This window comes from Zoogloea sp. (assembly GCF_028693495.1).
GTDB lineage: Bacteria > Pseudomonadota > Gammaproteobacteria > Burkholderiales > Rhodocyclaceae > Zoogloea.
The window spans coordinates 30,128-55,681 of sequence record NZ_JAQUVG010000009.1 but is presented as its reverse complement, the minus strand read 5'-3'; the positions used below and the strand labels follow the sequence as shown (position 1 = coordinate 55,681).

At 64.0% G+C, this 25,554-nt stretch carries 23 protein-coding genes and 2 pseudogenes; 10 read left to right on the top strand and 15 right to left on the bottom strand.

Annotated features, from left to right (window positions below):
* From PHD22_RS03110 to moaE, 6 genes are all read left to right on the top strand, one after another.
* A partial coding sequence (locus PHD22_RS03110) for an ATP-dependent DNA helicase (protein WP_299862128.1) occupies positions 1-1,038 on the top strand: 1,038 nt, incomplete at its 5' end.
* 57 nt (positions 1,039-1,095) lie between these two features.
* Positions 1,096-2,481 (top strand): hypothetical protein, encoded by a 1,386-nt coding sequence (locus PHD22_RS03105; RefSeq protein WP_366520674.1) that lies wholly within the window; start codon positions 1,096-1,098, stop codon positions 2,479-2,481.
* Between the two features lie 4 nt (positions 2,482-2,485).
* Positions 2,486-2,980, top strand: a complete 495-nt coding sequence (mobB, locus tag PHD22_RS03100) for a molybdopterin-guanine dinucleotide biosynthesis protein B (protein WP_299862126.1) — start codon at positions 2,486-2,488, stop codon at positions 2,978-2,980.
* A gap of 17 nt (positions 2,981-2,997) precedes the next feature.
* The gene (gene glp, locus PHD22_RS03095; protein WP_299862124.1) at positions 2,998-4,209 is read left to right on the top strand and encodes a gephyrin-like molybdotransferase Glp; all 1,212 of its coding nucleotides are present in this window, start codon (positions 2,998-3,000) and stop codon (positions 4,207-4,209) included.
* Positions 4,206-4,460, top strand: coding sequence for a molybdopterin converting factor subunit 1 (moaD, locus tag PHD22_RS03090; protein ID WP_299862121.1), 255 nt, complete (start codon positions 4,206-4,208; stop codon positions 4,458-4,460). Before glp ends, moaD begins: the two co-directional genes overlap by 4 nt.
* Before the next feature lies 1 nt (position 4,461).
* Entirely contained in the window at positions 4,462-4,977 is a 516-nt protein-coding gene (gene moaE, locus PHD22_RS03085) for a molybdopterin synthase catalytic subunit MoaE (RefSeq protein ID WP_299862118.1), read from the top strand.
* On the opposite strand, the gene PHD22_RS03080 is transcribed toward moaE, so the two are convergent.
* The 3 genes from PHD22_RS03080 to PHD22_RS03070 are packed head-to-tail and all read right to left on the bottom strand — an operon-like array spanning position 4,968 to position 8,722.
* Entirely contained in the window at positions 4,968-6,785 is a 1,818-nt protein-coding gene (locus PHD22_RS03080; RefSeq protein ID WP_299862115.1) for a TRAP transporter large permease subunit, read from the bottom strand. The genes moaE and PHD22_RS03080 overlap by 10 nt on opposite strands.
* Positions 6,786-6,791: 6 nt before the next feature.
* Positions 6,792-7,796: a TRAP transporter substrate-binding protein DctP gene (gene dctP / locus PHD22_RS03075; RefSeq protein WP_299862112.1), complete on the bottom strand. Its 1,005-nt coding sequence runs from the start codon at positions 7,794-7,796 to the stop codon at positions 6,792-6,794.
* A gap of 20 nt (positions 7,797-7,816) precedes the next feature.
* Positions 7,817-8,722 (bottom strand): TRAP transporter TatT component family protein, encoded by a 906-nt coding sequence (locus PHD22_RS03070; protein WP_299862109.1) that lies wholly within the window; start codon positions 8,720-8,722, stop codon positions 7,817-7,819.
* A 190-nt stretch (positions 8,723-8,912) separates the two neighbouring features.
* On the opposite strand from PHD22_RS03070, the gene PHD22_RS03065 reads away from it, so the two are divergent.
* The gene (locus tag PHD22_RS03065; protein WP_299862106.1) at positions 8,913-9,608 is read left to right on the top strand and encodes a DUF3334 family protein; all 696 of its coding nucleotides are present in this window, start codon (positions 8,913-8,915) and stop codon (positions 9,606-9,608) included.
* A 19-nt stretch (positions 9,609-9,627) separates the two neighbouring features.
* Here the strand turns inward: PHD22_RS03065 and PHD22_RS03060 are convergent, their stop codons facing one another.
* On the bottom strand, positions 9,628-11,010 hold the full coding sequence (locus tag PHD22_RS03060; RefSeq protein ID WP_299862103.1) for a malonyl-CoA decarboxylase: 1,383 nt from the start codon (positions 11,008-11,010) through the stop codon (positions 9,628-9,630).
* A gap of 107 nt (positions 11,011-11,117) precedes the next feature.
* Positions 11,118-12,092, bottom strand: a complete 975-nt coding sequence (locus tag PHD22_RS03055; protein WP_299862098.1) for a catalase family peroxidase — start codon at positions 12,090-12,092, stop codon at positions 11,118-11,120.
* A 286-nt stretch (positions 12,093-12,378) separates the two neighbouring features.
* On the opposite strand from PHD22_RS03055, the gene PHD22_RS03050 reads away from it, so the two are divergent.
* On the top strand, positions 12,379-13,545 hold the full coding sequence (locus PHD22_RS03050) for a porin (protein ID WP_299862094.1): 1,167 nt from the start codon (positions 12,379-12,381) through the stop codon (positions 13,543-13,545).
* A gap of 123 nt (positions 13,546-13,668) precedes the next feature.
* Here PHD22_RS03050 and PHD22_RS03045 read toward each other — a convergent pair whose 3' ends face one another.
* From PHD22_RS03045 to PHD22_RS03020, 6 genes are all read right to left on the bottom strand, one after another.
* Positions 13,669-13,908 carry a hypothetical protein gene (locus PHD22_RS03045; RefSeq protein WP_299862092.1) on the bottom strand — a complete coding sequence of 80 codons (240 nt, stop codon included), beginning with the start codon at positions 13,906-13,908 and terminating at the stop codon, positions 13,669-13,671.
* Between the two features lie 451 nt (positions 13,909-14,359).
* Complete coding sequence (locus PHD22_RS03040; RefSeq protein ID WP_299862090.1) at positions 14,360-16,525, bottom strand: PhoX family phosphatase; 2,166 nt, start codon at positions 16,523-16,525, stop codon at positions 14,360-14,362.
* A 74-nt stretch (positions 16,526-16,599) separates the two neighbouring features.
* Positions 16,600-17,691 carry an ACR3 family arsenite efflux transporter gene (gene arsB, locus PHD22_RS03035; protein ID WP_299862087.1) on the bottom strand — a complete coding sequence of 364 codons (1,092 nt, stop codon included), beginning with the start codon at positions 17,689-17,691 and terminating at the stop codon, positions 16,600-16,602.
* 1 nt (position 17,692) lies between these two features.
* Positions 17,693-18,205 (bottom strand): arsenate reductase ArsC, encoded by a 513-nt coding sequence (locus PHD22_RS03030; protein WP_299862084.1) that lies wholly within the window; start codon positions 18,203-18,205, stop codon positions 17,693-17,695.
* 26 nt (positions 18,206-18,231) lie between these two features.
* Positions 18,232-18,372, bottom strand: coding sequence for a hypothetical protein (locus tag PHD22_RS03025; RefSeq protein ID WP_299862081.1), 141 nt, complete (start codon positions 18,370-18,372; stop codon positions 18,232-18,234).
* A gap of 13 nt (positions 18,373-18,385) precedes the next feature.
* Positions 18,386-18,763, bottom strand: coding sequence for a helix-turn-helix transcriptional regulator (locus PHD22_RS03020; protein ID WP_299862078.1), 378 nt, complete (start codon positions 18,761-18,763; stop codon positions 18,386-18,388).
* A gap of 61 nt (positions 18,764-18,824) precedes the next feature.
* On the opposite strand from PHD22_RS03020, the pseudogene PHD22_RS03015 reads away from it, so the two are divergent.
* A pseudogene (locus PHD22_RS03015) lies at positions 18,825-19,204 on the top strand (permease); the annotation flags it as partial.
* Positions 19,176-19,370 (top strand): annotated as a pseudogene (locus PHD22_RS16895) (thioredoxin family protein); the annotation flags it as partial. The pseudogenes PHD22_RS03015 and PHD22_RS16895, both read left to right, overlap by 29 nt.
* A 96-nt stretch (positions 19,371-19,466) precedes the next feature.
* Here PHD22_RS16895 and PHD22_RS03005 read toward each other — a convergent pair.
* From PHD22_RS03005 to PHD22_RS02990, 4 genes are all read right to left on the bottom strand, one after another.
* Positions 19,467-19,970 carry a phasin family protein gene (locus PHD22_RS03005; RefSeq protein ID WP_299862076.1) on the bottom strand — a complete coding sequence of 168 codons (504 nt, stop codon included), beginning with the start codon at positions 19,968-19,970 and terminating at the stop codon, positions 19,467-19,469.
* A 228-nt stretch (positions 19,971-20,198) separates the two neighbouring features.
* The gene (locus PHD22_RS03000; RefSeq protein ID WP_299862073.1) at positions 20,199-22,202 is read right to left on the bottom strand and encodes an acyl CoA:acetate/3-ketoacid CoA transferase; all 2,004 of its coding nucleotides are present in this window, start codon (positions 22,200-22,202) and stop codon (positions 20,199-20,201) included.
* A gap of 326 nt (positions 22,203-22,528) precedes the next feature.
* Entirely contained in the window at positions 22,529-23,983 is a 1,455-nt protein-coding gene (locus PHD22_RS02995) for a DUF3482 domain-containing protein (protein WP_299862070.1), read from the bottom strand.
* Positions 23,980-25,440: a DUF2868 domain-containing protein gene (locus PHD22_RS02990; protein ID WP_299862067.1), complete on the bottom strand. Its 1,461-nt coding sequence runs from the start codon at positions 25,438-25,440 to the stop codon at positions 23,980-23,982. Before PHD22_RS02990 ends, PHD22_RS02995 begins: the two co-directional genes overlap by 4 nt.
* Between the last annotated feature and the right edge of the window lie 114 nt (positions 25,441-25,554).

The window sequence follows — 25,554 nt, the reverse complement described above, 5'->3', positions numbered from 1 at the left end:
TTCGAGGCACTGGAAAATCTGGAGGTTGAACTGGCGGCCTTTTGCACGATCCTCGAGACCCAGGCGGAGCGTTCGGAAGGGTTGGCCAACTGTCTGCGCCGGACTCAGGAACTACAGCAGCTCCTGGTCCGCTGGCAGAATCCGGAGGGGGCGGACTGGGTGCGCTGGGTGGAGGTGTTCAGCCAATCGCTGGCCCTCCACGCCACTCCCTTGTCCATTGCTGCCATTTTCAAGCGCCAGATGGATGGGCATCCGCGAGCCTGGGTCTTCACTTCGGCTACCCTGGCGGTCGGGCGCAACTTTGATCATTACTGTCGGGAACTGGGGCTGCACTGGGTGGAGCCTCCCATCGAGACGGCAGTCTGGGGAAGTCCCTTCGATTACGCCCAGCAGGCGGTGCTGTACGCTCCCCAGAACATGCCGGAGCCCAACAGCCCCGAGTATCCGGACGCGGTGGCAGAGGTGGCCTTTCCCCTGATCCGTGCAGCCCAGGGGCGCACCTTCGTGTTGTGCACTTCCCTGCGGGCCATGCGCCGGATCCACGAGCTCATCGAGGAGAAGCTGGAGCGGGAAAAGCTCAAGCTTCCACTACTGATCCAGGGGGAGGGTTCCCGCTCCGAACTGCTGGATCGTTTCCGCCGCCTGGGCAACGCGGTCCTGGTGGCCAGCCAGAGTTTCTGGGAAGGGGTGGATGTGCCGGGAGATGCCCTCTCGGTGGTGGTCATCGACAAGCTGCCCTTTGCCCCCCCAGATGATCCGGTGCTCGCTGCCCGGATCGAGTACCTGCAGAAATCGGGTCGAAGTCCCTTCATGGAATACCAGCTGCCGCGGGCGGTGATCAACGTCAAGCAGGGCGCAGGGCGCCTGATCCGCACGGAGCGGGACAAGGGCGTGCTGGCCATCTGTGATCCCCGCATGCTCACCAAGCCCTATGGGCGCCGGGTCTGGCAAAGCCTGCCTCCCATGCGTCGCAGCAAGGTGGAGGCCGAGGTGGTGAACTTCCTGGAGCAATTGCCTCCTCCGGCCGCGCCCCGGTGAGCCCTTCGCCCCCGGGGCTTGCTACAATCCCTCCTTGTTCGTTTGTCGAGGCTGTCCGTGACCGCGTTCAAGTCTGTCTCCGGTTCTTCCCCCGCCATGGGTTCCGTGCTGGAGGCGCTGCGGACGGGTGACTGCAGGAGCACGGCGGAAGCCCTCAATGCCGGCTGCCAGTGTGTTTCCCTGGATCGCCAGGCCCTGCGGGGCGCGTTGGCAGCGGATCCCCGCGATGGTGCGCTCCAGGCGATGCTGGCAGAGTCCCGTCCCCATCTTTTTGCCGAATCCATGGCCTTTGTGGCGGCCCGTCACGTGCAGGCCATGGCCGATGCGATCGCTGCCATCGAGCGGGTGCTTGCTTCGCCCGCCTGGCAATCCGAAGTGCTGTCCTGGGCGCCAGCGACAGCCCGGCGGCCTGCCCGGGCGGCGGGGGCATTCCTGGGCTACGACTTCCATTTGGGAGAAGCGGGGCCCCAGCTCATCGAGATCAACACCAATGCCGGCGGCGCGCTGCTCAACGCCGTTCTGGGGAAAGCCCAGCGGGCCTGCTGTCCGGAAGTTGCCCAGGTCATGGAGGAGCTCCCCGGCCAGGCGGCCGATCTGGAGGCCCGCTTCGTGGAGATGTTCCGCAACGAGTGGCGGCTGGAGCGGGGGGAGGAAACACTCCGGACCATCGCCATCGTGGATCAGGCCCCCCGGGAGCAATACCTGTTGCCCGAGTTCCTGCTGTTTCAGCGGCTGTTTGAGCTCCACGGGCTGTCCGCGTGGATCTGTGACCCCGCCGAACTTGCGTATCGGGATGAACGCCTCTGGCTGGGGGACCGTCCGGTGGATCTGGTTTACAACCGCCTGACCGATTTTGCCTTTGACATGCCTGCCTGCGCCGCCCTCAAGGCCGCCTGGGAGGCAGAATCTGCCGTGATCACGCCTCATCCCAGAGCCCATGCCCTGTATGCGGACAAGCGCAACCTGGTGCTCCTTGCCGATCCTCTGGCCCTGGCCCGGTTGGGCGTGGATCCGGCGGACATGGCCCTGATCCAGGCGTGCGTCCCGCGGACCGAAGTTGTCCGGCCGGAGGAGGGGCCGTCCCTCTGGGCGCGACGACGGGAACTCTTCTTCAAACCCGCATCGGGCTTTGGAAGCCGGGGCGCCTATCGGGGCGACAAGCTGACCCGCAGGGTGTTCGATGAGATCCTGGAGGGTGACTATATCGCCCAGGCTTTCGTTCCGCCTTCTGCGCGCCGGCTGGCGGTGGGGGGAGAGGCGGTGGACCTGAAAATGGATCTGCGCAATTACGTCTATCAGGGGCAGGTCCAGCTGGTCACCGCCCGCTTGTACCGGGGGCAAACCACCAATTTCCGGACTCCCGGGGGCGGTTTTGCCCCGGTGCTGACGGTGCCTTGCGACCGGGAGGCAACCCTGTATTCCCACACGGCGGGAGGTAGCTGATTTAATGAAGGTATTCGGATTCGCAGGGTGGTCTGGCTCGGGCAAGACCACCCTGATCGAGAAACTCATCCCATGCATCACGGCTCGCGGCCTGCGAGTGTCCGTAATCAAGCATGCTCACCACGGTTTCGATGTGGACAGGCCGGGCAAGGACTCCTGGCGCCATCGGGAGGCGGGCGCCACCGAAGTGTTGCTGATGTCCGACCAGCGCTGGGTGCTGATGCATGAACGGCGCGATGAGCCGGAGCCCGACCTTGCTGGGCAGCTGGCCATTTTATCCCCCTGTGATCTGGTGCTGGTGGAGGGCTTCAAGACCGTGCCGGTTCCCAAGATCGAGATCTATCGGCCCAGCCATGGTCGTCCCCTGATGTATCCGGACAATCCTGCCATCGTGGCGATTGCCACCGATGGGGATTTATCCGCACCCTTGACCTGTCTCAATCTCAACGATGCGGCCGGTGTGGCCGAATTCATCCTTCAACATCAAGGGCTCCTATGAATCCAAGCAACCCAAGCATGCGCTCCTTCGAGGAGGCGCGGGTGGCCTTGCTGGCTGCCGCCGTGCCCCTTGCCACCATTGAAAACGTGCCCACGGCCGAGGCTCTGGGGCGAGTCCTGGCAGTGGACCAGGTGTCGGGCCTCAACGTGCCACCCCTTGATAATTCCCAGATGGATGGCTATGCGGTCCGGTGCACCGACGTGGCCGCTGTCGGTGTCCGCTTGGCCGTGGCCCAGCGGATCCCTGCAGGCAGTGTCGGCCATACGCTGGTACCGGGGAGCGCTGCCCGGATCTTTACGGGTGCCCCGATCCCTGCTGGGGCCGATGCTGTCGTGATGCAGGAGCTGTGCGCCCATGACGGGGACCATGTGCTCGTGAACCACGTGCCCCGCGTCGGAGAATGGATCCGTCGGGCTGGAGAGGACATTGCCCTGGGTTCGGTGGTGCTGCGCGCCGGCCTTCGTCTCAACCCGCAGATGCTCGGTCTGGCAGCTTCCGTGGGGTGTGCCACCCTGCCTGTCATCCGGAGGCTGCGGGTCGCCCTTTTCTCCACGGGGGACGAGCTGGTGATGCCCGGAGAGCCCTTGCCGCCCGGGGCCATCTACAATTCCAACCGCTATGTGCTGAGGGGATTGCTGGAGGCTCTGGGTTGCCAGGTCTCTGATCTGGGCATTGTTCCCGACAACCTTGAGGCGACCCGGGCCGTACTGCGGGAAGCCGCTCTTCAGCATGACCTCATCCTGACCAGCGGCGGAGTGTCGGTAGGGGAAGAGGATCACATCAAGCCCGCGGTCAGTGCCGAAGGGCGTCTGGATTCCTGGCTTGTGGCGATGAAGCCCGGCAAGCCCGTGGCCGTTGGCCGGATCCGGGATCCTGCGGGCCGGGCGGGGGCAGCCTTCATCGGGCTGCCAGGCAATCCGGTCTCGAGCTTCGTCACCTTCATCATGCTGGTTCGCCCCTTCGTGCTCAGCAGCCAGGGGGTGACGGACTGCCTGCCTCAGGCGATTCCCCTGCAGGCTGCCTTTGACTGGCGTCGGCCTGATCGCCGCAGGGAGTTCCTGCGTGCCCGCATCGGACCGGATGGGCGGGTCGAGCTTTTTCCCCACCAGGGGCCGGGGATCCTCCGCTCCACGGTGTGGGCCGACGGTCTCGTCGATAATCCTCCGGGCCAGGCCATCACGGCTGGGGACCGGGTGTCCTTCATTCCTTATTCCGAGTTGCTGTCATGAGTGTCAAGGTCCTTTATTTCGCCAGCCTGCGGGAATCCCTCGGCTATTCCCACGAAACCCTCACCCTGCCGCCGACCATTGCCACCCTGGGTGACCTGCGCGCCCATCTGGCCAGGCGAGGGGGGGTCTGGGAGGCACTGGGGGATGGGCACAACGTGCGCGCGGCCATCAACCAGGAAATGGCGGGTCCCGATGCGCTGGTCCAGCCCAGGGATGAGATTGCCTTCTTTCCACCGGTCACCGGAGGCTGACATGACTTCTGATGCGCCCCTTGCTGCAGCCTCCCTTGAGGCATGCGTATCCGTTCAGGCCGCAGATTTTGACCCGGGGGCGGAGACGCTGGCCCTTTCCGCCGGCCGGCGCGACGTGGGTGCGGTGGCCACCTTTGTCGGCCTTGTACGGGCAGACAAGGGGGCAGCTGAGGCGAGCGAGATTTCGGTCATGACCCTGGAGCACTATCCTGGCATGACCGAAAGGTCCCTGCAGGCCATCGTTCGCGAGGCGTGGGAACGCTGGTCCCTGCAGGGCGTCCGGGTGATCCACCGTTTCGGGCCCCTGGTGCCCGGCGAGCGCATCGTTTTCGTGGGTGTGGCCAGCGCCCACCGGGGGGATGCCTTTGCCGCCTGTGAGTTCATCATGGATTACCTCAAGACCCGTGCCCCTTTCTGGAAAAGGGAGGACACGCCCGAGGGTGGTCGCTGGGTCGATGCCCGGGAGACGGACGATGCGGCTGCAGCCCGCTGGGGCAGCCCAAAGGTTCAGGGCTGATAAGCCCCAAACGCGACCGGCAGGGCGGTAGCCAGCCAGGGCAGGGCCGAAATGCTCAGGGCGCCGAGGAAGATTGCCAGCAGGGCAGGCAGTACTGACACGGCGATTTCCTTGATGGGTTTGGCGAACATGGCGGATGCAAAGAAAATGTTCATGCCTGCCGGCGGGCACAGGAAGCCCATCTCCATCACGGCCAGGAACAGGATGCCGAAATGTACCGGGTCGATGCCGTAGCTGACGGCCACTGGCAGCAGCAGGGGCACCAGCACGACGATGGCCGCGTAGATTTCCATCAGGGCCCCCGCCATGAACAGGAACACATTAAGTGCCACCAGAAACGCCAGTTTGTTGGGAAGGGCCTGCTGCACCCACTCCACGGCCGCGTCCGGGATGCCTGCATCGACCAGGTAGTTGGTGAGACCGAGGGCCATGCCCAGGATCACCATCACGCCACCAATCACCTGGGCGCAGTCGGCAAGGCAGCGGCGCAGCAGTGGCCCGTCCAGCTCCCGGTGGGCCAGCCACTGGGTCAGCAGTGCATAGGTGGCGGTGAGGGCCGCACTTTCGGTGGGGGTGGCGATGCCGCTGATCAGGGAGCCAATAGCCACGACAGGCGCCAGGATCTCCCAGCGGGCATTCCAGGCGGCCCGCAGTACGGCTTGCCAACCGGTCCCGCCTCGGGGCGATGATGTTTCCGGCGTGTCCGGGCCTCGCAGGTAGCCCCCCACTACCAGCAGGAAGGCCACCATCACCAGGGCTGGCAGCAAACCTGCCAGGAACATCGTATTGATCGGGACCCGGGCGATGATTGCGTACATGATCAGGGGTACCGATGGGGCCAGTAGCACCCCCAGGGCGCTGGCACTGGTGATCAGGCTGATTCCCCGCCGTTCGGGATAGCCTGCATCCTTCAGCAGCGGCAGGAGCAACCCTCCCAGGGCCAGGATGGTGACGCCGCTTCCCCCGGTGAAGGCCGTGAAAAAAGAGCACAACAATGCCGCAGCGATCACGGTGCCTAGGGGGCCACCGCCGAAACTGGCGGTGAACAGGGCGCCCAGTCTGGTGGCTGCGCCGCTGCGGGCGAAGACCAGCCCGGCCAGGGTGAACAGGGGCAGGGCCGGCAAGGAGGGATTGACGGTAATCTGGTAGTGGGAGAGGGAAACCGAGGCCAGGGGCTGCCCTTCCGACCAGAACAGGGCGAGGGCCAGGCCTCCAAGCACGGCAAAGACCGGTGCACCGACCAGCAGTATCCCCAGCAGCCAGAGGGCCAGGGGCAGCAGGGGCAGGGTCTCGCCATCGAAGGTGTGAGCGAACAGGAAACCCGAGGCCGTCAGGGCGAGGCCCAGGGGTAGACGCAGGGCGGGCACCTGGCTGCAGCGGCTGCCCAGCTGGAGTCCCAGCAGCAGGAAGCCTGCCGGCATCAGAGCCTGGACGCTCCAGGTGGGTATTCCGTAGGCCAGGTCCCGGCCACCCTCCAGTTCGCTGGCCACGAAGTGCCAGCTCGCTGCCGCCAGCATGCCGCTGAGGATGGCTGAGCTGCCCTTGCCGAAGAGATGGGCCAGCTGGCGGACGTGTGGGTCTGGGTGGCCCGCGAAGCCGTTGCCGAGGGTGGTCAGGTGACCGCTCCGTTCGGCTACCACAGCGCCGAACATGGCGAGGGCCAGCCCCAGATGCTGGACCAGCAGCGGGGCATTGTCGATGCCCTTGCCATGGAAAGGTCGCAGGGCAATCTCGATGACCGGGATCAGGACCATCAGGGCCAGCGCAAGGGATGCGATGGCTTCGTCGAGGGCAGGCAGGCGGCGCATCGGGAATTACCGTTTGCCTGCCCGGTAGGCTTTCAGAAGTCCCGTCACCTCGTCGAAGGTGTCCGCCGGGACCATCCGGCCACGGATCCGGGGATAGAGCCGCTCAGCCAGCTCGTTCCACTCCTTCAGCTGTTCCGGCGTCGGTGTGTTCACCTTCAGGCCACGCTTTTTCATGGCCTCCACGGCTTCATCCACTTCCTGGCGGGCGCGGGCGCGCATCTGGGCTCCGGCCTTCTCGCCCGCTGCCCGCAGGGCGTCCCGGGCGGTGGGGCTCATCTCATCCCAGCTCTTGCGGGTGACCACAAGCGCGCCCACGATGGGGGCCCAGTTGATGTCGAGCATGTGCGGTGCAGTGTTGTATATCTGAGTGGCGAGGGCAAAGTAGGGGGTGGCGGGAACAGCGTTGATCATGCCGGTCTGGATGGAAGGCAGAATGTCGCTGGTTTCCAGGGGAACAGGGGTGTAGCCCAGGCTTTTCATGATTTCCTGCTGTTCGCTCTCGCCGGCCCAGGCAAAGAACTTCATCTTCTTATAGTCCTCGGGGCGCAGGGCGGGCTCCTTCGAGAAGAAACGGACCCACCCAGCGTCACCCCAGGCCAGCACCACAAAGCCCTTTTCCAGAAATTTCCGTTCCATGCCAGGGCGGATCTTCTCCCGGACGTAATCCACTTCGTCCCAGCTCCTGAACAGCAGGGGCATGTTCTGAAGGGCTGCGATCGAGGGTTCGATCTCCCGCAGGCCGACCACCGAGAGGAGGGCGCCCTGCAACTGGCCGATGCGCATGCGCCGGGCCATGTCGGTCTCGCCCCCCTGGCTGCCATCCGGATACACCAGGTACTTCGCGCCATCGCCCTGGGCGGTGCGCCAGGCTTCCCCCACTTCCAGCAACTGGCGGTGATAAAGGGAGTTTTTCGGGGCGAGGGTGCCCATGCGCAGCTGTGGTGCGGCCAGGGCAGTGCCCCCCAGGAGCAGACCAAGAATCACTGCGGCAAGACGGGAAAGCTTGAGCATTGGAGGGTTTCCGGGAAGGGTCAGAACAGGTCGTCAGCGGATTCTTTCAGCCACAGGGCGCGGCGCCGCATCACTTCATTGACCAGGGCGCGGGGGCTGCCGGGGGCGTCTTCGATGGCCAGGGCCTTGTCCAGCAGTGCCAGGAAGCCGGACTTGTCGCCGGCCGGCTGGGCGATGGATTCCGCTTTGGCCAGATAGGTGCCGGCGCTCAAACCCCCGGAGAGGCGGATCGCCTCATCGAACCACGCGGCTGCCTGACGGAGGTTTCCATTCGGGCGGGCGGCCTCGAAGGTGGCCATCAGGCCCATCAGTTCCCCCTGTCCGAAGGAGGGATCCTGCTCGAAGGCCAGCCGGGCCAGCCGCAAGGCCACAGGCAGGTCTGCGACCAGGTCCGGTTTGTCCTTGGACAGGGAGATGGCTCCACCCCAGGCTGCTGCTGCCCAGTAGGCCAGAGCTACCTGGTGAGCTTCAAGTCGGGGCCAGTCGCCTGGCGCGGTGCTTTCCAGGGCCTGACGGAAGCCCGGGCGGGTCTTTTCGAGGGCGTTCAGGGCATGGTTGCGGGCCCGCAAGTACAGCCGGGCAGCCCGTTCCCGCAGACGCTGGGCAGCGCGGGCATCCGTGGTTTCGATGCGATCGGCTTCGAAGGCCACGAAAGCATAGGCATATTGGGTGAAGCCTCCGGCCACCGCAGTGGCCAGACCGGTGTGTTCCGGCTGCCCCCGGAGGACTGATTCGGAGAGCTTGAGGTAGAAGGCGCTGGCCTCCCGGGCCAGATCCAGGTCGTCCTCGGCGTTCTGGGCCTGGGCGGCGAGCTGGTCGGCGACGCCCCGCATCATCATCTGCTGGGGAGAGCAGGCGGCCAGGCCAAGGGCAAGAAGAGGCAGGAAGAGGCGGGTGGGAGAGGCGAGCAGGGAAGGCAGGGCCATGACCGGAGGGGGCGCCGACGGCGGGCCGGCAAAACAAGGTCGCACCATGCTACGGGAGGGTTGTTGCCGGCGAGTGACCATCCTGTTGCGAAACGGGGACGTCTAAAGAAGTGTGATTTCAAGCTCCCGGCACAGCACCCGTGTACCATCGCGCTCTATCCGATAACTTTACTTTCGAGCGAGTCTTGTCATGCCCCAATCCGAATCAACCCGCAACGTGCTTGGTACTGACGACCTGCTGGTCAGCCTGTGTCGATCCGTGAGCAAGGTATTGACCGCGGCAAGCCAGAGCGAGATCCAGTATTCCGCCATGGTTCAGCGGATTACCAAGACCTGCCTTAAGCCGGACATTGGTTGTTTCGTGCTGTTCGATGGCGGCTTTTCCGGACTGGTCATCCTCAATTTCTCGGCGTCTGCCGCCATGGAGCTGTATGCCCGCTACATGTTGAGCATGGGCATGGCGAAGGATGATCTGGCAGGATCCTTCACCTCGGATGAGGTGGCCAATGTGATGGGCGAGTTGATGAATCAGATTGTCGGCGACTTTACTGGCAAGGTGCGTCAGGAGTTTCAGACCCACATCACCCAGAATCAGCCCAAGATGCTTGCCCTCAACAAGCAGGTGATGCTGAGTGTGGACACTCACATGGACCAGCCAGAGGCCCGGCGGGTCACCTTTTACACCGGCGCAGGCAACGTTTTTTACCTGGAACTGGCAGTGGACCGCACCGAATTCATCAAGCTGCATGATTTTGACGCTGACGAGGTGACCGATCCCGACGCCGTCTTTGCCCAGGCTGGACAGCAAAGGGACGCTGCTCCGGCAGGCAAGAACCCGCCGCCGGACAGTGACACTGATGCCTTCCTGGAGTCCCTCGGACTGTGAAGGGCTTGGGTTGCCGGGTTCAGCTGCGGGCCTGGCGACGCACCGAGGCGGAACTGTCCACCGTGCCGTCGCTGGTGAAGGCTTCCAGGTTGGTTTCGATCCGGTCGGGATCATAGAGATAATTCACCATGATGCCCATGGACTGGGCAAAGCCCTTGCTTGAAGTGTCGGCCAGCCAGTTGAGGCGCTCCACCCGGGCGCCGTTGCCCAGATGGAAGCGGGCCACCGGGTCCAGAGGCTTGCCTTCCCGCTTCACATGCAGCAGATAGTGGGCTGCCAGCCGCATCAGGGGCTCCTTGAGGGCTCGCGGGAGCCTCTTCTCGCTGGCCCACTCCCCATGGCCGGTGAGGGCGTTCATCAGCAAGGGGGAAGCCGGGCCATCGATGCCTGCCGCAGCCAGTTTCTTCCAGTCGGTACTGCCCAGCACTCCGGCCACCTCGTCCGGCTTGCGCCGGATCCAGCCTGTCAGGCCGGGAATGGGGGAGAGGGTCGAAAACATCTTGAGCTTGGGGAAGTCCCGCTTGAGATCGTCCACCACCCGTTTCAGGAGGAAGTTCCCGAAGGAGACACCCCTGAGACCATCCTGGGTGTTGCTGATGGAGTAGAAGATTGCGGTATTGGCGTGCTCAGCGTCGGCCAGCGGCGCATGAATGTCCAGGAGCTTCTGGACGTTGTCCGCAAGCTCGTCCACCAGGGCCACCTGCACGAAAATCAGGGGTTCCAGGGGCATTCGCGGATGGAAAAAGGCATAGCACCGGCGGTCCGAGTCAAGGCGGTTCTTGAGGTCGTCCCAGGAGCGGATCTCGTGCACCGCTTCATATTTGACCAGCTTTTCCAGGAGGGCGGCCGGCGACTGCCAGGTGATCCGCTGGAGTTCCAGAAAACCCACGTCGAACCAGGCGGACAGCCGGTTTTCCAGCTCCCGGTCGAGGGGCTTGAGGAGGGGTTCTTCCGGCAGGTAGCGCAGGAGGTCGGCACGCAGGTCCACCAGGAACTTGACGCCCTGAGGGATGGCGTTGAACTGGGTCAGGATGCGCAGGCGACGGGAGCGCATGGCCACGCGCAAGCGGGCTTCCGCATCCCACTGGGCATCGCTGCCCACGGCGGCCTGGTAGGCTTCGTGGGCCTTGCCCACCTGGGCCGGATCCGGACCGAATTCCAGGGCAATCATCATCAGGAAGCGTCGCCGGCCGGCGTCATCGAGACGCAGGTAGGTTTCAGCCAGGCGGGCTGCCCGCTGGCGGGTGGACACCTCGCCCCCTAGGCTCTCGGCACATTCCTGGAGCTGCTGGTGAATGCGTTCCATATCCCGCTCAGATGGGGCGCGAGGCCGGCGTTCCCCTGCATTGACCAGGGCACGGACCTTTGAAAGGCTGCGGCTAAAGAGATCGGTGGCGGACACAGCGTAGGGCTCCTTGACGAACTGACTCCTGAATCATAATCAGCCTCACGCCACAAAAGACGGCGTCTCCCCCGAAACTCCCCTTAAAGGGTATCGGGGTGTTGTATTCATTGACCGCTCAGACGTTTTCCGAGGGAAATGGCATAGACCGGTGAGCGCATCCGGAGGATGGGATCATCGCTCGCGGCAAAACCCGGGCTCAGGATGTTGGGATCAAAATTGATGCCGCTGCAGGCATTGCCGCCCGCCTGGGTGATGCGCAGCGTACCTGCCCGGATCTGCTTCCGCCCTGCAGGCCACGCTACGCTGGGATCGTGGAGGGGGTCGTCCGGATCGGCGAAGGTGATGATCCAGTCGAAATGAACGGGACCCTGGGCCAGTCGCTCTTCCAGACGGCGGTTCAGGAAGTCGGCCGGCCTGGCTGCGATTTCGGCATCGCTCAGCCCCTGGACGCCATCCCGGGGTTCCAGATGCCAGCGGATGGGCGCCGCCTTGCCCATCCTGCGGTCTGCAAGGAAGGTGTGCAGGCCGTGGTACGCCACGCTGGCGTAGCTGCGGGGAGGTGCGTTGTGTGACAGCCATTCGGCCTGGGCGCGGGTGTCGGGGTGGGCCTCCCGGTAGGCCTGGATCCGTACCGGGTCCGGTTTGCCGTCGGAGCCTGGAAGGGATGCACGCAACAGGCCGAGAAACGATTCCGGATCCCGGGCGCCGAATACGGGGGTGCTCAGGGCCGCGATATTGTGCACGCTCCCGTCGGGCAGTGTGAACTGGGCTGCCAGCCCGCGGGGGGAGCGGGTGTAGTCCGGAACGGCGGGGTTACCCCCTGCCATCGAGAAGCGGATCCGGGCGGGAATCACCCGGCCCGAGTAGAGGGGCGTCCTGAAGTGGGCCTTCGCCGCCGGGCTGGCCGTGAAGTCTCCGGCAGCGCAAATCCCTTTGGCGTGGCCTTTCCGCTCTCCCGGGTGTTCGCCAAACTGACCTTGAAACGCTTCGATGAAGTCTCCGGGCTGGGCGGGCGCTGCGCGCAGGGTAAAGGCAGGGAAGATCAGGAGGGTGCTCAGGAGCAAGGGGCGAGGGGACATGCGGTTCTCCGGCGTGAGGAATAGCCATGCATTCAAGACCGCGCGCCACCGACTTGGTTTCCCGGGAGGGGCTGTTCTGGTGGTTTGCCGGGTTGTCATGCGTTTGTAACGAACCTGCAACCTCGTCCGGTTAGCCTCTCGCCCGGTCTGAATTTGTTGCACTGCAATCCTCCCCGGAAGGGGGTGGGAACGGATCTTTCGGGGTTCGGGTGCCGGTTCAAACAGGTGAAATGGTCCATTGCCAACTTGCCGGTGATGGCCAGCCCTCAATCAATTGGAGAAGAAGATGCACAAGAAACTGATCGCCCTGGCTGTTGCCGGCCTGGCCTCCTCGGGTGCGTTTGCCCAGGCCAACGTCACCATCTATGGTATTGCCGATGCTTCCTTTGATCTGGTCAAGATCAGTGGCGATGCCAACAATGAGCTGGGCAACACCACCCGCGTGTCCACCAACTCTTCCTACATTGGTTTCAAGGGTAAGGAATCCCTGGGCAACGGCATGGAAGCCCTGTTCCAGTTCGAAAGCGGTGTGAGCTTCGACAACGCTGGCACCCTCAGCACCAACCGCGACAGCTACGTGGGCATCAAGGGTGCCTTCGGTACCGTCATGCTCGGTACCATGACCGGTCCGACCCGCGCCCTGGGCACCACCCTGGACATCAACCCCGGTGCCACCGGCATTGGCGCCAACAACTCCCTGATCGGCAAGCTGGGCAACCGCGCCCTGGGCAGCACCAACACCGGCACCTGGGATTACTCCCCGTCCTCTTCCTGTGCCCGCTCCTCCAGCTGCCAGTCCGTGTTTGACAACCGCTGGAAGAACGCCATCGCTTACGTTTCTCCGACCTTTGCCGGCGTCAATGCAACCGTCCTCTACGCTGCCAACGAGAACAAGGCCCTCAACGGTCTGAACGCTGCCGATACCTCCGCCTACGACCTGGGCCTGAAGTACGCCAATGGCCCCGTGATGGCTGCCGTCACCTACAACGCGGTGTCCCGTGGCAATTCTGCTGATAACAAGTTCTCCGACCTGCGTATCGGCGGCAGCTACAAGTTCGGTGCTGCCAGCATCCGTGCGATGTTCGATCTGGCCCGTGCTGACAACCTGGGCGGCGCCAAGTACACCCAGGCGGTCTATGGCGTGGGTGCCACTTATGACGTGACCCCGGCTTCCAAGCTGATCGGTCAGTTCTACATGGCCCGTGATGAGAAGATGAACGGCTCCAGCCGCGACGACACCGGCGCCAAGCTGTTCGAGATCGGGGTGCTGCACAGCCTGTCCAAGCGCACCACCCTGAAGGCGGCCTACGCGATGATCAACAACGACCAGCGTGCCAGCTACGACTTCGGCATCAACGCGGTGGGGATCAACGCCGGTAGCCTGCCCGCTGGTGCCAGCACTGTGGGTGGTACTGTGCAGGGCCTGTCGCTGGGCGTCCGCCACTCCTTCTAATAGACCGAAATACAATTCATTGGCAGAAACGGGCGACCTGCGGGTCGCCCGTTTTTTTGGTGCGCCCAGCATGGGCGCACTCTTGCTGTCACCTTGCCGTGTCCTTTGAACTTTTGAACTGCTTCACGTACTGAAGCGACAGGTCGCCTGTGTGATGCGCTGCAAGACTTGCAGCAGGGCTTGCTGGATCAGCCGATCCGTCACCGTCTTGGATTTGACGTGTTTCCACGCCGCCCCCATGTTCGCGCTCGCGAGCGCCTGCGCAAGCAGGCCGTCTCGCCCTGGGCTGGCGGCTTCACCTCGCCCTCCCGCGTTGCGCCCCGGCCCACCGGGCTTCTGATGCACTGCGCGTCCGAGCGACATGGCCTTCGGCCTTTCCTCGTCGGCCTTCGACCTCAGCGGTCCCGCTTCCGAGTACTACGGCCTCTGCTGACTTCTCGCTCCGGCTCACCACCGTCGCCCTTTCAGGCACAAGGCGAGATCTCCCCGGCTAAGATCGCACTCCTTCTCTGCACAACCGCCGGATCTACGCCACTTCGCCTTGATCACGAGAGCTTTGTGGTTATCGGCCCACTCGCCCTGTTCAGCAGCGCCTTCTATCCGGTTCTTGTCCATCGGCTCGCAGATGACGATCCACGCTTCCTCCCCACACTCGGTCACCCTCATGCAGTTGCGCTTCACTTCGTTCGCTGCGATCAACGCACAAAGGGACTTACACCCGCAGGAGTGCGCCCATGCTAGGCGCACCAAAAAAAGGCCTCCCGCAGGAAGCGGGAGGCCGGAAGGGACAACTGACAGAAGAGGATGAGACGCTTTAGACCGCGATCTCGCCGCCGTTGCTGCGGGTGATCACCACCGTGGCGGAGCGGGGGCGGGCGCCGCTCTGGCCAGCAGGCCAGGTACTGGTGGGTGCGGACAGGCTGCCGTCTTCACCCGGGTGCTGGATGTTGACAAACATGGTCTTGCGATCAGGCGTCATGGCGATGCCGGTGACTTCGCAGTCCTTCGGCCCCACCAGGAAGCGGCGCACGGTGGCGTTGGTGGCGTTGGCCCCCTTCAGGGTGGGGGTACCGCCAGCGGCGACCACGGCGGTGCCGTCACCCACCTTGCCAGGGACCGCTGCGAGCATCATGCAGTTGGTCACATCGGTGTAGGCGCCGTCGTCGGTCTGGATCCACAGCATGCCGTTCTTGTCGAACCACAGGCCGTCGGGGCTGGAGAAATCATTCACGTCGGTCAGGCCGGAGAGGTTCACATCGGCGGCCGCGCCAGCTTCCGCGCCGAACAGGTAGATGTCCCAGGTGAAGGTGGTGGCGGCGGGATCGCTGCCGGCTTCCCGCCAGCGGATGATGTGGCCGTTGGGGTTGCCCTTCTGGCTGGTGCTGCCGTCCTTGATGTCCTCGTAGTAACGGGGGTTGGCGGTGTCGGGCTTGAGCTGGCTGCCGGTGGGGGTGGCGGTGGGGGCCACGCGGTAGCTGTTGTTGGTGAGGGTCATGTAGATCTCGCCATTGGTGGGGTGCACCGCGCCCCACTCGGGACGGTCCATCTTGGTGGCGCCCACCGCGTCACCCGCGAGACGGGCGTGGGTGACCACGTCGGCCTGATCGGCGAAGGCGTAGGTGGCGTTGCTGGCATCCAGCCCGTTCTTGCCGTGGGTCAGCTCGATCCACTGGCCGGAGCCGTCGGCATTGAACCTGGCCACGTAGAGGGTTCCTTCGCTCATGTACTTGAGGCCGGCGGTGTGGCCCTTGCCCACGTCCGCGCTGTCCCACAGGGCTTTGGAAACGAACTTGAAGATGTATTCGTTGCGGGAGTCGTCGCCCATGTAGAACACGATGGGCTTGCCGGCAACCGCGTTGCAGGGCCAGCAGCCTTCATGGGCAAAGCGGCCCAGGGCGGAGTGCTTGAGCGGGGTGGAGGTGGGGTCGAAGGGGTCGATCTCGACGATCCAGCCGAAGGTGTTGAAGATGTTGCGGTAGTCCTCGGCGGCGCTGGCGCCGGTGACGGAGGCGCTCCAGCGGGCGAAGAGGTCGTCGGTACCGGCGGTGTCCCACAGGTAGGAGCTCTTCTTGTTCTCGGCGAGGTTGTAGCGCTTGAGGCCGGTGATTTCCTTGGCGCTGCGCTTCGCGTCGTCGCCGGCGGCACGGCTGATCACGTTCGTGAAGTTTTCCTCGCAGGTGAGGTAGGTGCCCCAGGGGGTGTAGCCGTTGCCGCAGTTGTTGTTGGTGCCCCGGGTGGTGGTGCCGTCGGGCGAGTACTTGGTCCTGGCCAGGGTATTGCCCTTCATGGGGCCGCTGAAGGCCATCGGCGTGGCGGAGGTGATGCGACGGTTGAAGCGGGAGCCACGCGTCATGCTCATGGCAGTGCCGGAGGCCGCACGGGTCACTTCACACACGCTGACGCCGTGGGCGTTGATTTCCTTTTCCACTTCGGAGGCCAGGCGGGTGGCGCCCGCCGTGCGGCCGTTGGGGTGGAGGCCGTAGGGGCTGACTACGTATTCGTGGTTAACGCACAGCACGCCCTTGTCGGAACGGTTGGCCTGGAAGCTGCCGTTGTCGGACAGGCCGAAATAGTGCATGCCGTCGTGGCCGCAGCCGATGCGGTTGTTGTACGAGGCCGGCGTTTCGGAGCCGTCGTTGGCCCAGACGGCGTCAGTGGCGGTGAGGGGGTCGCCCAGGGCGTGGAGGACACTCACCTGGTAGCCGGTGGGGACAGTGACCATGTCCAGCTTGTTTTTGGCCACGGCGTCGAAGTTGAGGGCCAGGGGCTTGGCGTCGTTATCGTCGTCACCGCCACAGGCAGTCATGCTGAGGCTGCCGAAGACGGCAGCCGTGGTGGCGGCGATGCCACCCTTGAGCACGCCACGGCGGCTCATGCGGACGGCGATGATGTCGTCGATGTGGGTGTTGGAGGACGGATTTACGTCGGTGCCATCGTTCATCGGGGACAGTTCGGTGGCCTGGCTGGGCTTGAGACTCATGGGTGCGGTACTCCGGTCATTAAACGAAACAGGCCGCGATGGTCGCGGCCTGCTGTGACACGGGTGTTAAGGCTTTATTGCAGCTCGTGCCGCCGTTGCCCCGAACATGACGGAGGGCTGTCGCCCGGGCCGGCGGCAGTGTCTTCCGGGCGGGCGGGGAACCACGCACGGGTGCCATTGACGATGGCGACCAGGGAGAGCATCACCGGTACTTCCACCAGAACGCCCACCACGGTGGCGAGGGCCGCCCCGGAGTTCAGGCCGAACAGGGAGATGGCCACGGCTACGGCCAGCTCGAAGAAGTTGGAGGTGCCGATCAGGCAGGCGGGACCAGCCACGTCATGGGTCAGCCTGAGGGCCTTGGCACCCGCGTAGGCGATCACGAAGATGCCGTAGCTCTGGACGATCAGGGGGACGGCGATCATCCCGATCACCAGGGGTTGGTCCACGAGGGTCCGGGCCTGGAAGCCGAAGAGCAGCACGACGGTGGCAATGAGGCCGATGATCGACCAGGGCTTGAGGTGGCCCACGAAGGCCGCCACTGCGTCGGCGGAACGTTGTTCCAGCATATGGCGCGTGGCCATCCCGGCCGCCAGGGGGAGCACCACGTAGAGGACGGTGGACAGCACCAGCGTTTCCCAAGGCACGGTGATGTTGGTCACGCCCAGCAGGAAGGCGGCAATGGGGGCAAAGGCCACCACCATGATCAGGTCGTTCACCGACACCTGAACCAGGGTGTAGTTGGCGTCCCCTTTGACCAGCTGGCTCCAGACGAACACCATGGCCGTGCAGGGGGCGACGCCCAGAAGAATCATGCCGGCGATGTATTCGCTTGCGGAGTTGGGATCCACCCAGGGGGCAAATACGTACTGGAAGAACAGTACACCCAGGCCCGCCATCGTGAAGGGCTTGATCAGCCAGTTGACCACCAGGGTCAGGAGCAGGCCCCGGGGCTTCTTGCCCACGTCCCGCACGGCGTGCCAGTCGATCTGGATCATCATCGGGTAGATCATGACCCAGATGAAGACGGCCACTACCAGGTTCACGTGGGCGATCTCGATGCCGGCGATGGTCTGGAAGGCTCCCGGTGCGATCAGGCCCAGGCCGATGCCTGCCAGGATGCCCAGGCCGACCCAGACGGTCAGATAGCGTTCGAACAGACCCATGTCAGGACTCCTGGGCCGGGCCAGTGCGGCCGATCTGCTCCAACTCTCTCTTAAGGGCGAGCCCTTCGAGCTTGGCGATGGGCAGGCTGGCGAAGAGGGAGAGGCGGCGGTGCAGCAGCAGGAAGGCCTGGGAGAAGGCCCGGTGGCGTTCGTCGTCCGTGCCGTCCGCCGCCGCGGGATCTTCCAGGCCCCAGTGGGCGGTCATGGGCTGGCCGGGCCAGACAGGACAGGCTTCGCCGGCGGCGTTGTCACAGACGGTGAAGACGAAGTCCAGGTGGGGCGCGTCTGGCGTGGCGAATTCGTCCCAGCGCTTGCTGCGCAGGCCTTCGGTGGGAATCCGGTTGCGCTGGAGCAGTTCCAGGGCGAGGGGATGGACCTGGCCTGCGGGGCGGCTGCCGGCGCTGTAGGCCCGGAAGCGGTCCCGGCCAATCTCGTTGAGGATGGCTTCCGCCAGGATGCTCCGGGTGGAGTTGCCGGTGCACAGGAAGAGGATGGTGTAGGTTTTGTCGGACATGAATGTTCCTGCCAAGGGGGAGAGATTCAGGGGCGGAGGACACAGGTCAGCCCTTCGATCTCGGCATCGCTGCCGCTGGCATGGGCCGGATCCTCCACCCCCCAGTGGCTGCGGAGCACGGAACCCAAGTAGAGGGGCCAGGTTTCCCCTGCTGCACTGGCGCACATGGGAGCAGGATGTTCACGATCGGGGGCTTTCTCCGGGAGGTTCAAGGGGAGGAAGGATTGCGTCGCAGCAGTTGGAAGCGCTGCGCATGCCGGCGCATGTCTCGGGATGACCATTGCAGCATTCCTCCGTGAGGTAGGCGATGAGCTCCAGCATCAGGGGGATGTTGGCCCGATAGCGCTGGAAGCGTCCCTCCTGTTCCACACTGACCAGCCCCGCATGGCTCAGGGCCTTGAGGTGGAAGGACAGGCTGGAAGGGGAGATATCCAGAGCGCTTGCGATGTCGCCGGCAACCATGCCCTGCGGGCCACGCTTGACCAGCAGCCGGAAGGCCTCCAGGCGCCAGCCCGACGCAAGGGACTCGAAGATGGAAGTGGCAGTTTGGATTTTCATTCTTTAACTATACAACTATTGTTGAAATGTTTGATTGAAATTTCACCCTGCTCACAAGCTCGTGTCCTACCCCGCGACGGTAGCGGCTGGGTCGCTGCTGGCGGTCTGCTCCTGCACCATCGTGCCCCTGTTTGCCGGCATTTACAGGAAAGGCGCTGGTCTGGGGCCGGCAATCACCTTCCTGTTCTTTGCTCCGGCAGGCAACATCCTTGCTCTGGTCTATGGCTGGCGGGTACCCTCAAGCTTCAACTCCTGACGGGCAGCTACGTGTCGTGCCACATACCCATTGCCGCGGCAAGCGGCTGGCAGATGGTCCTGGATGCCTGGGTGCCCCATGAGGCGGCCCGGGGTGAGGAAGGGGTTTCCGTTCAGGGCGTGGCGTTGATCCTGTTGCTGTCAGGCATCGGCGCGAGTGCCTGGAAAGGGCTTGAGAACATCATCTAGGGTCCCAATCGGTGGACGTGGGTCAGCCTGTGCCTCCTCCTCCACTGGCTGGGGCGTCAGAGGGTTGCTTCATCTCCTTGCTCACGATGTCATCAAGACTCCGGGCCTGGTGGTGGATGGGAAGCTGCTGTCCTCTGGGCGCATCCCCACCGTGGCCAGCGTCGCGGCGTGGCTCCGCGCGGCGGCCTGCCCGCGCCGGGAAGTGCATAAAAAAAAACGGCGCCCGAGGGCGCCGTTGCTGTTCCGAAGCCGGAGAGGATTACTTCTTCGGGGTCACCTTGGTGAAGGCCTGGAAGGCTTCAGTGGAGGCCTTGGTCATCTGCTCGTAGGCGGCACGGGCGGTGTCCATGGCGCTCTGGATGCTGCCCAGGGCATTGTGGTCGCCGATGGGCAGGCCCTTGAAGAGCTTCTGGAAGGAATCCACTACATCCTGGCCGCCGCCGGTCAGCTGCTCGGTGACCATCTTGCCGACTTCAGCCTGGGTCTTGGAGGTGATCTCGGCGATCTCGCGGGCACAGGACAGCATCTTCTCGGTGGTGGCCTGAGCATAGGCAGTGCGCAGGCTCAGGGCTTCGGCGGGATCCTTGACGGAGGACAGGGCCTTGGCGTTGGCAACACCCTCTTCGAACAGGGACTTGGCGGTGCCGACCTGCAGTTCCATGATGCGCTGGGAGTTTTCAATGCTGAGCTGCGCCAGGCGCATGGCTGCTTCGAGGTTCTTCTTCTGGATCTCGTTGAATTGCTGTTCTTGCTTCGATGCCATAGTTTTCTCCACATTTGTTGTTGAACAGTTAGAGACCCAGAATGACTCCCTCCCCGGCCTCTCGCGGAAAACAATAGCACAGGCCGATGCACCGACAAGGGGCATGGACAAAAAAACGCTTTTCATTTTCTGACTTTGTTGCAGCGCAGCAACAAGTGTGTTGGGAATGCTGCATTTCTGTGGCAGCACGGGTGTTGATGTGCCCGGAATGGGCAGTCCGTCATAGGCTCAGTGGTCCTCTGCGAGTCCTGCCCGGGCTTCCTCGGCCGAGTTGAAAATTCTGGGAGGCAGTTGCCGGGCACTCAAGGCGCCCCCCAGGCGGACGCGCAGGAAGGTGTTGGTGGCATAGCGTGTCACCTTGCTGTAGTGATGCTCCATCAAGTGGCTGATCAGGTTGGCGTAGGGTTCGATCAGCTCGTCCAGGATGTCGAAGCCGTGATAATTGACCACTGCCGGAATTTTCCGGCCCACGGGGCCGAGGATCGCTGCGATATGCTGCCGGATCCGCTCGATGTCTTCCGCCTGGCGTAGCCGCAGATTCTGGAAGTCGATGAAGAAGATGTTCTGTCTCGTGTCGAAATGGAAACGGGATTCCAGCGGCGTGGTGACGATGATGCTGCGCAGCCCCATGGGTTCGTTCTGGAAGACCCGTTCGTCCATCGGACGGGGAGTACCCTTGATGAGCGGTCTGAACTGCATATGGGCCAGGATGTCCCGCTCCAGGTCCACCCCCGGGGCGATCTCCGTCAGGAGTATGCCCCCAGGCGTCAGTTCGAAGACGCACCGCTCGGTGATGTAGAGCACCGGTTGCCGGCGCCGCAGTGCCTCCTGGCCGCTGAAGGTCCGGTGCTCCACCCGGTCCACGAACTTGATCGAGCAGCCTTCGACAAGGATCTTCAACTGGCCGTCCTCGAGTGCCACTTCCAGTCCGCTGGCCGTGAAGGTGCCTACGAAGACCACCTTCTTGGCATTTTGGCTAATGTTGATGAAACCGCCGGCGCCAGTGAGTTTGGGGCCAAACTTGGAAACGTTGAGGTTGCCCTCCTGATCGGCCTGGGCGAGTCCGAGGAAAGCGATGTCCAGTCCGCCACCATCATAGAAATCGAACTGACTGGGCTGGTCCAGGATGGCCGCGGTGTTGATGGCCGCCCCGAAGTTGAGCCCGCCCTGGGGCACGCCACCGATCACGCCCGGTTCTGCGGTGAGGGTCATCAGGTCGATGACCCGTTCCTCGGCGGCCACTGCGGCGATGCCTTCCGGCATCCCGATGCCCAGGTTGACCACGGCGTTGGGGGTGAGCTCCATGGCGGCGCGGCGGGCGATGATCTTGCGCTCGCTCATTTCCATCGGGGCAAGGGACGTGACCGGCACCCGGATCTCGCCGGAGAAGGCGGGGCTGTATTGCTCCAGGAAGGTCTGCATGTGCCACTCGGGCTTTTCTGCCACCACGATGCAGTCCACCAGAATGCCGGGGATCTTTACCTGACGGGGGTTGAGGGAGCCGCATTCGGCGATGCGCTCGACCTGCGCGATGACGATGCCGCCACTGTTCCGGGCAGCCATGGCGATGGCCTGTCCTTCGAGGGTGAGGGCTTCCTTTTCCATGGTGATGTTGCCGTCCGGGTCGGCGGTGGTGCCGCGGATGATGCCAACGCTGATCGGGAATGCCTTGTAGAAGAGGTATTCCTCACCGTCGATTTCCAGTACCCGGACCAGGTCGGCGGTCGTGCGCTCGTTCACCTTGCCTCCACCGAAGCGCGGATCGACAAAGGTGCCGAGGCCGACGCGGGTCAGGGTGCCAGGCTTGCCGGCAGCGATGTCCCGGTACAAGTGGGTGATCACCCCCTGGGGCAGGTTGTAGCCCTCGATACGGTTGGCCACGGCGAGTTCCTGCAGGCGGGGTACCAGCCCCCAATGACCGCCGATGACCCGGGCCACCAGACCCTCATGACCCAGGTGGTTGAGCCCCCTGTCCTTGCCATCCCCTTGGCCGGCGCCATAAACCAGCGTGAGCCCTTCCGGCTTGCCACGGCCTTCCGGATCCTGCTCCCGGGTTTCGAGAAAGCGCTGTTCGAGGGCAATGGCAATGTTCTCCGGGAAGCCAATGCCGACAAAACCGGTGGTGGCCACCGTGTCGCCGGAGCGGATCAGCTTGACGGCGTCGGCGGCGCTCACCACCTTGCCGGTGTTGTGGCCCTGGGGACGCTCGATACGGGGGATGGTGCGGGACATCTCGATTTTCTCCTGTGGCAAGCCGGGTGTCGGCCAGCTTACGTCGGGGACCCTGCTCATGGATGGACTTTTGTGCTGGGGTTTTCCCCGATGGCGCAACCCCTGGTTGCGGGGCGTCCCCGTTTCTTGAGGTGCTCGCCGAACTGGATAGGGCTGATCCCTGACCCAGGTGGGGGATGCCAGGTGGCCTTCCGTGAGGAGAGGGCGGTGGTAGGTCGGCAGGGAAGACCTGACGAAGAATGATATTTAATGCAATTAAGCGTCAATGATTTAATCAAGAACATTACAAAGGGGTAGAAACCCTGGCTATCACAATCCACAAAAGATCAATCAAGGATCAATTTGACTGGATAAAGAATGTTCAGCAAGCGCAGGGTGGTGTCGTGAAGCAAGGTTTCCAGGTCGGAGCTGGCCTGCTCTTGCAAGCTGCTGTTGCGCAGGGCTTTCCAAAGGCCTGGGAGCCGTGGGTTGATGGGTTCGAGCACTCCCTCCAGGGCTTCTTGCCAGTGTCCGGGCGTTCCGGATTGGCGCCACTCACCACGGCCACGGCCGTAGTGGGCGACGCTGAGATAGCGCAGAAGTGTACTGGCCATCAGCCGTTCCAGGCTTTCCGGACTCCATTCCAGACGGCTGTGGTCGGATCGCCGGATCAGATTGACGCCTGTGGCGAGGCCTGCGCTGCCCAGGGCGCCCAGTACCGTACCGCCCACCAGCCCGGCGCCCAGGCTCAGACCGCCCGTGGCGAGATCGGTGGCCAGTCCTGACAGGGCACCGGACACCGCGCCCCCCAGCAAGGCGGCCTTACCCGCATGAAGCCGTTCCCGGGCAGTGAAATCCTCACCGAGTCGGGCCAGTACTTCACTGGCCGCACGCCCTCCGAGACCATGGGTTTCAATCAGCTGGTCGGTGCTGCGGCGGATCGCGGTTTCCAGGCGCTCGGCCAGTCGGGTCATGGCTTCTTCCCGGGGCGAGGGCGCATCCCGGCGGCCGATGCCCATGGCGTGTCCCAGAGTGCGCAGGGTGCCGCCGAGGCCTTCATCGGGCAGGGTTTCCGTATCCTGGGCCGCTTCAGCAAGAAAACGGGTCAGAATCTTCATGGCGATCCCGAACTCGTCCATGCGCCGCTGCTGCCAGGCGGCTCGCAACGGCTTCATGGTGTCCTGCTGTGTGGTGGGCAGGATCCTGGCGATCGCATCCAGGAGTGCCAGCTCCTGAATCCAGCAGCGGGCGAAAGCATCCAGAGGCATGACATGACGGACGAAAGGGTAGGCCGCTAGATGGGCTCGCCAGGCTTCTTCATCGGCCTTGTCCTGGGCGTCCGGGTGCGGTTCGCCAAGCTGGTTGAGGAGAACCAGCACTGGCTTGCCGATCCAGGCCAGGATCTCCATTTCCGGCTTGACGTAGCCGGCATCACCGGGTTTTTCGGTGGCATTGACCAGGTAAAGCACCACATCGGCCACGTCCCGAACATTGCGGAGGGCCTGCTGACTGGACCACAGGGGGCGATCCCGCCAGCGGTCCCAGACTTCGCTCAGGAACCACCCGACTGGATTGCCCTGCAGGGCCAGGCGTCTGGCCAGCCGGGTACTGTCGCCAAAGCCGGGGGTGTCCCACAGGTCGAGGGCCTCATTTCCGGTATCCACCATCCGGTAGCGCTCGGCCACGGCCGTGACATGGGCTTCGTCGCGAATCTCCCCCACATCCCGTCCCAACAGGCTGCGGGCCAGGGTGGTCTTGCCTGTGTTGGTATGGGAGACCAGGCTCAAGTTGATCGTGTTCAACGGGACTTCTCCAGATGGGCCTGTTGATCCAGCAAGCTGGCAAGAGCCAGCGCTGTTTCGTCGGCTGTTCCAGTCTCCAGATTGAGGCAGCCCACGGCGAGCGGATACTTCTCGAGCAGCCGGGTCCAGGCCCGCCGGCGCTCCTCCAGGCGTTCCGGCTGGCTCGCAAAGCGACTCAGGAAGGCTCCTTCCTCGAGGACGACGGCGAGGGGAGCACCGGCAGGAAGTCGTTTTATGATGCTTTCCACGAAGCAGCCGTGGTTTTCTGTTTCGGGTGTGGCACTCAGGCTGAAAAGCATGAGGGTGAGCGCAGAGGGGGGATCGGGCAGCAGGTCGGCACTCAGCTTATCCTCGTCACCGAAGCGGGTGCAAGGTGCAACGCCCAGGCTGGCCTGGGGACCGAAGGTCTTCTGGAGGGCCTCGTGTAGCCGAAGGGTCGCCTGAGGGGAAAGGGTGTAGCTGTAGGGCAGGAGGTGGGTATGGGCGGCCCGGCCCTCGAAGCTGCGCTGCAGGCGCTGGAAGTAGGCCTCACCCAGGGGCAGGGGAAAGTGCCGGTGCAGATGCCCGGCTGCCAGGCCCGCCAGTGCTGCCAGCAGCAGGCGGGGGAGTACGATGCTTAAAAGCAGGGTCAGAGCGATCAGGTGAATCCAGTTTGCAGCATTCTCGCCGCTGCTCTCCGGGAGACGGAGGGTGGCCAGATGCATGGCATCTGGAATCGGGATTTCCGCCAACAGGGAGGCTGGCCCGAGGACCATGCTCAGGGCTTGATGGACCTGCTCCGGATCCAGAAAGGTACTCTCCCAGCCTGCCTGGAAATCCAGTACCAGTCCGCGCACGTAGAGGGCCAGTATGGCGCCCAGGGCAAAGCTTGCCGCCGCCAGATGGAGTGTGCAGCCGACCCGCAGGCCGGTGAGCCTAGCTGATGCCAGAGCCCAGTCCGCACGGAAGCGTTGGCTGGGGGAGTCGATAGCTCCGCTCCCTTCCTGCAAGGCACCCCCCAGCCGGGCCATCAGGCGCGCGAACGGGCCTTGGCGTCGGGGGGTCTGGCGGAAGGGCGAACTGAGCCCATGAGCCAGGAGCAGAAGGTAAATGAGCAGATTCCAGAGGATCAGACCCAGAAGGGGGAAGGCCAGCAGGTTGACATAGCGGACAGGGCCGCTCGCATCCATCAGGATGCCAAGCCCAAAGGCCACCGCCACGACCACGCTGGTCACCCAGGGACGCCAGTCGTGCCCTTCCCCCAGGCGGAGAAACTGGCGATCCCGGTCTCCGAGACGCTCCACGGCCAACTGGGCCCGACGGGCCAGAAAGCGCTCTGCGTCAGCGTCTTCACCGACCACTTCGGCGGCTGCCCGGCTGGCCCAGGCCGTATCACTGTCCTTCCAGGGCGTGCCGGGTGTCGGGCTGCTTTCCAGGGCCCGGACGAGAATCACTCGACGGGCGTCGGCTTCGTTCATGGGGACACCCTCCTGCAGATGGGAAAGGGCACGAGTGTAGTACAGCCCGTGCCTGTCCCGCCGTTCATGTCTCAGCTGCAGCGCATGGGGCCTGGGTGCTGAACTGCAGGATGC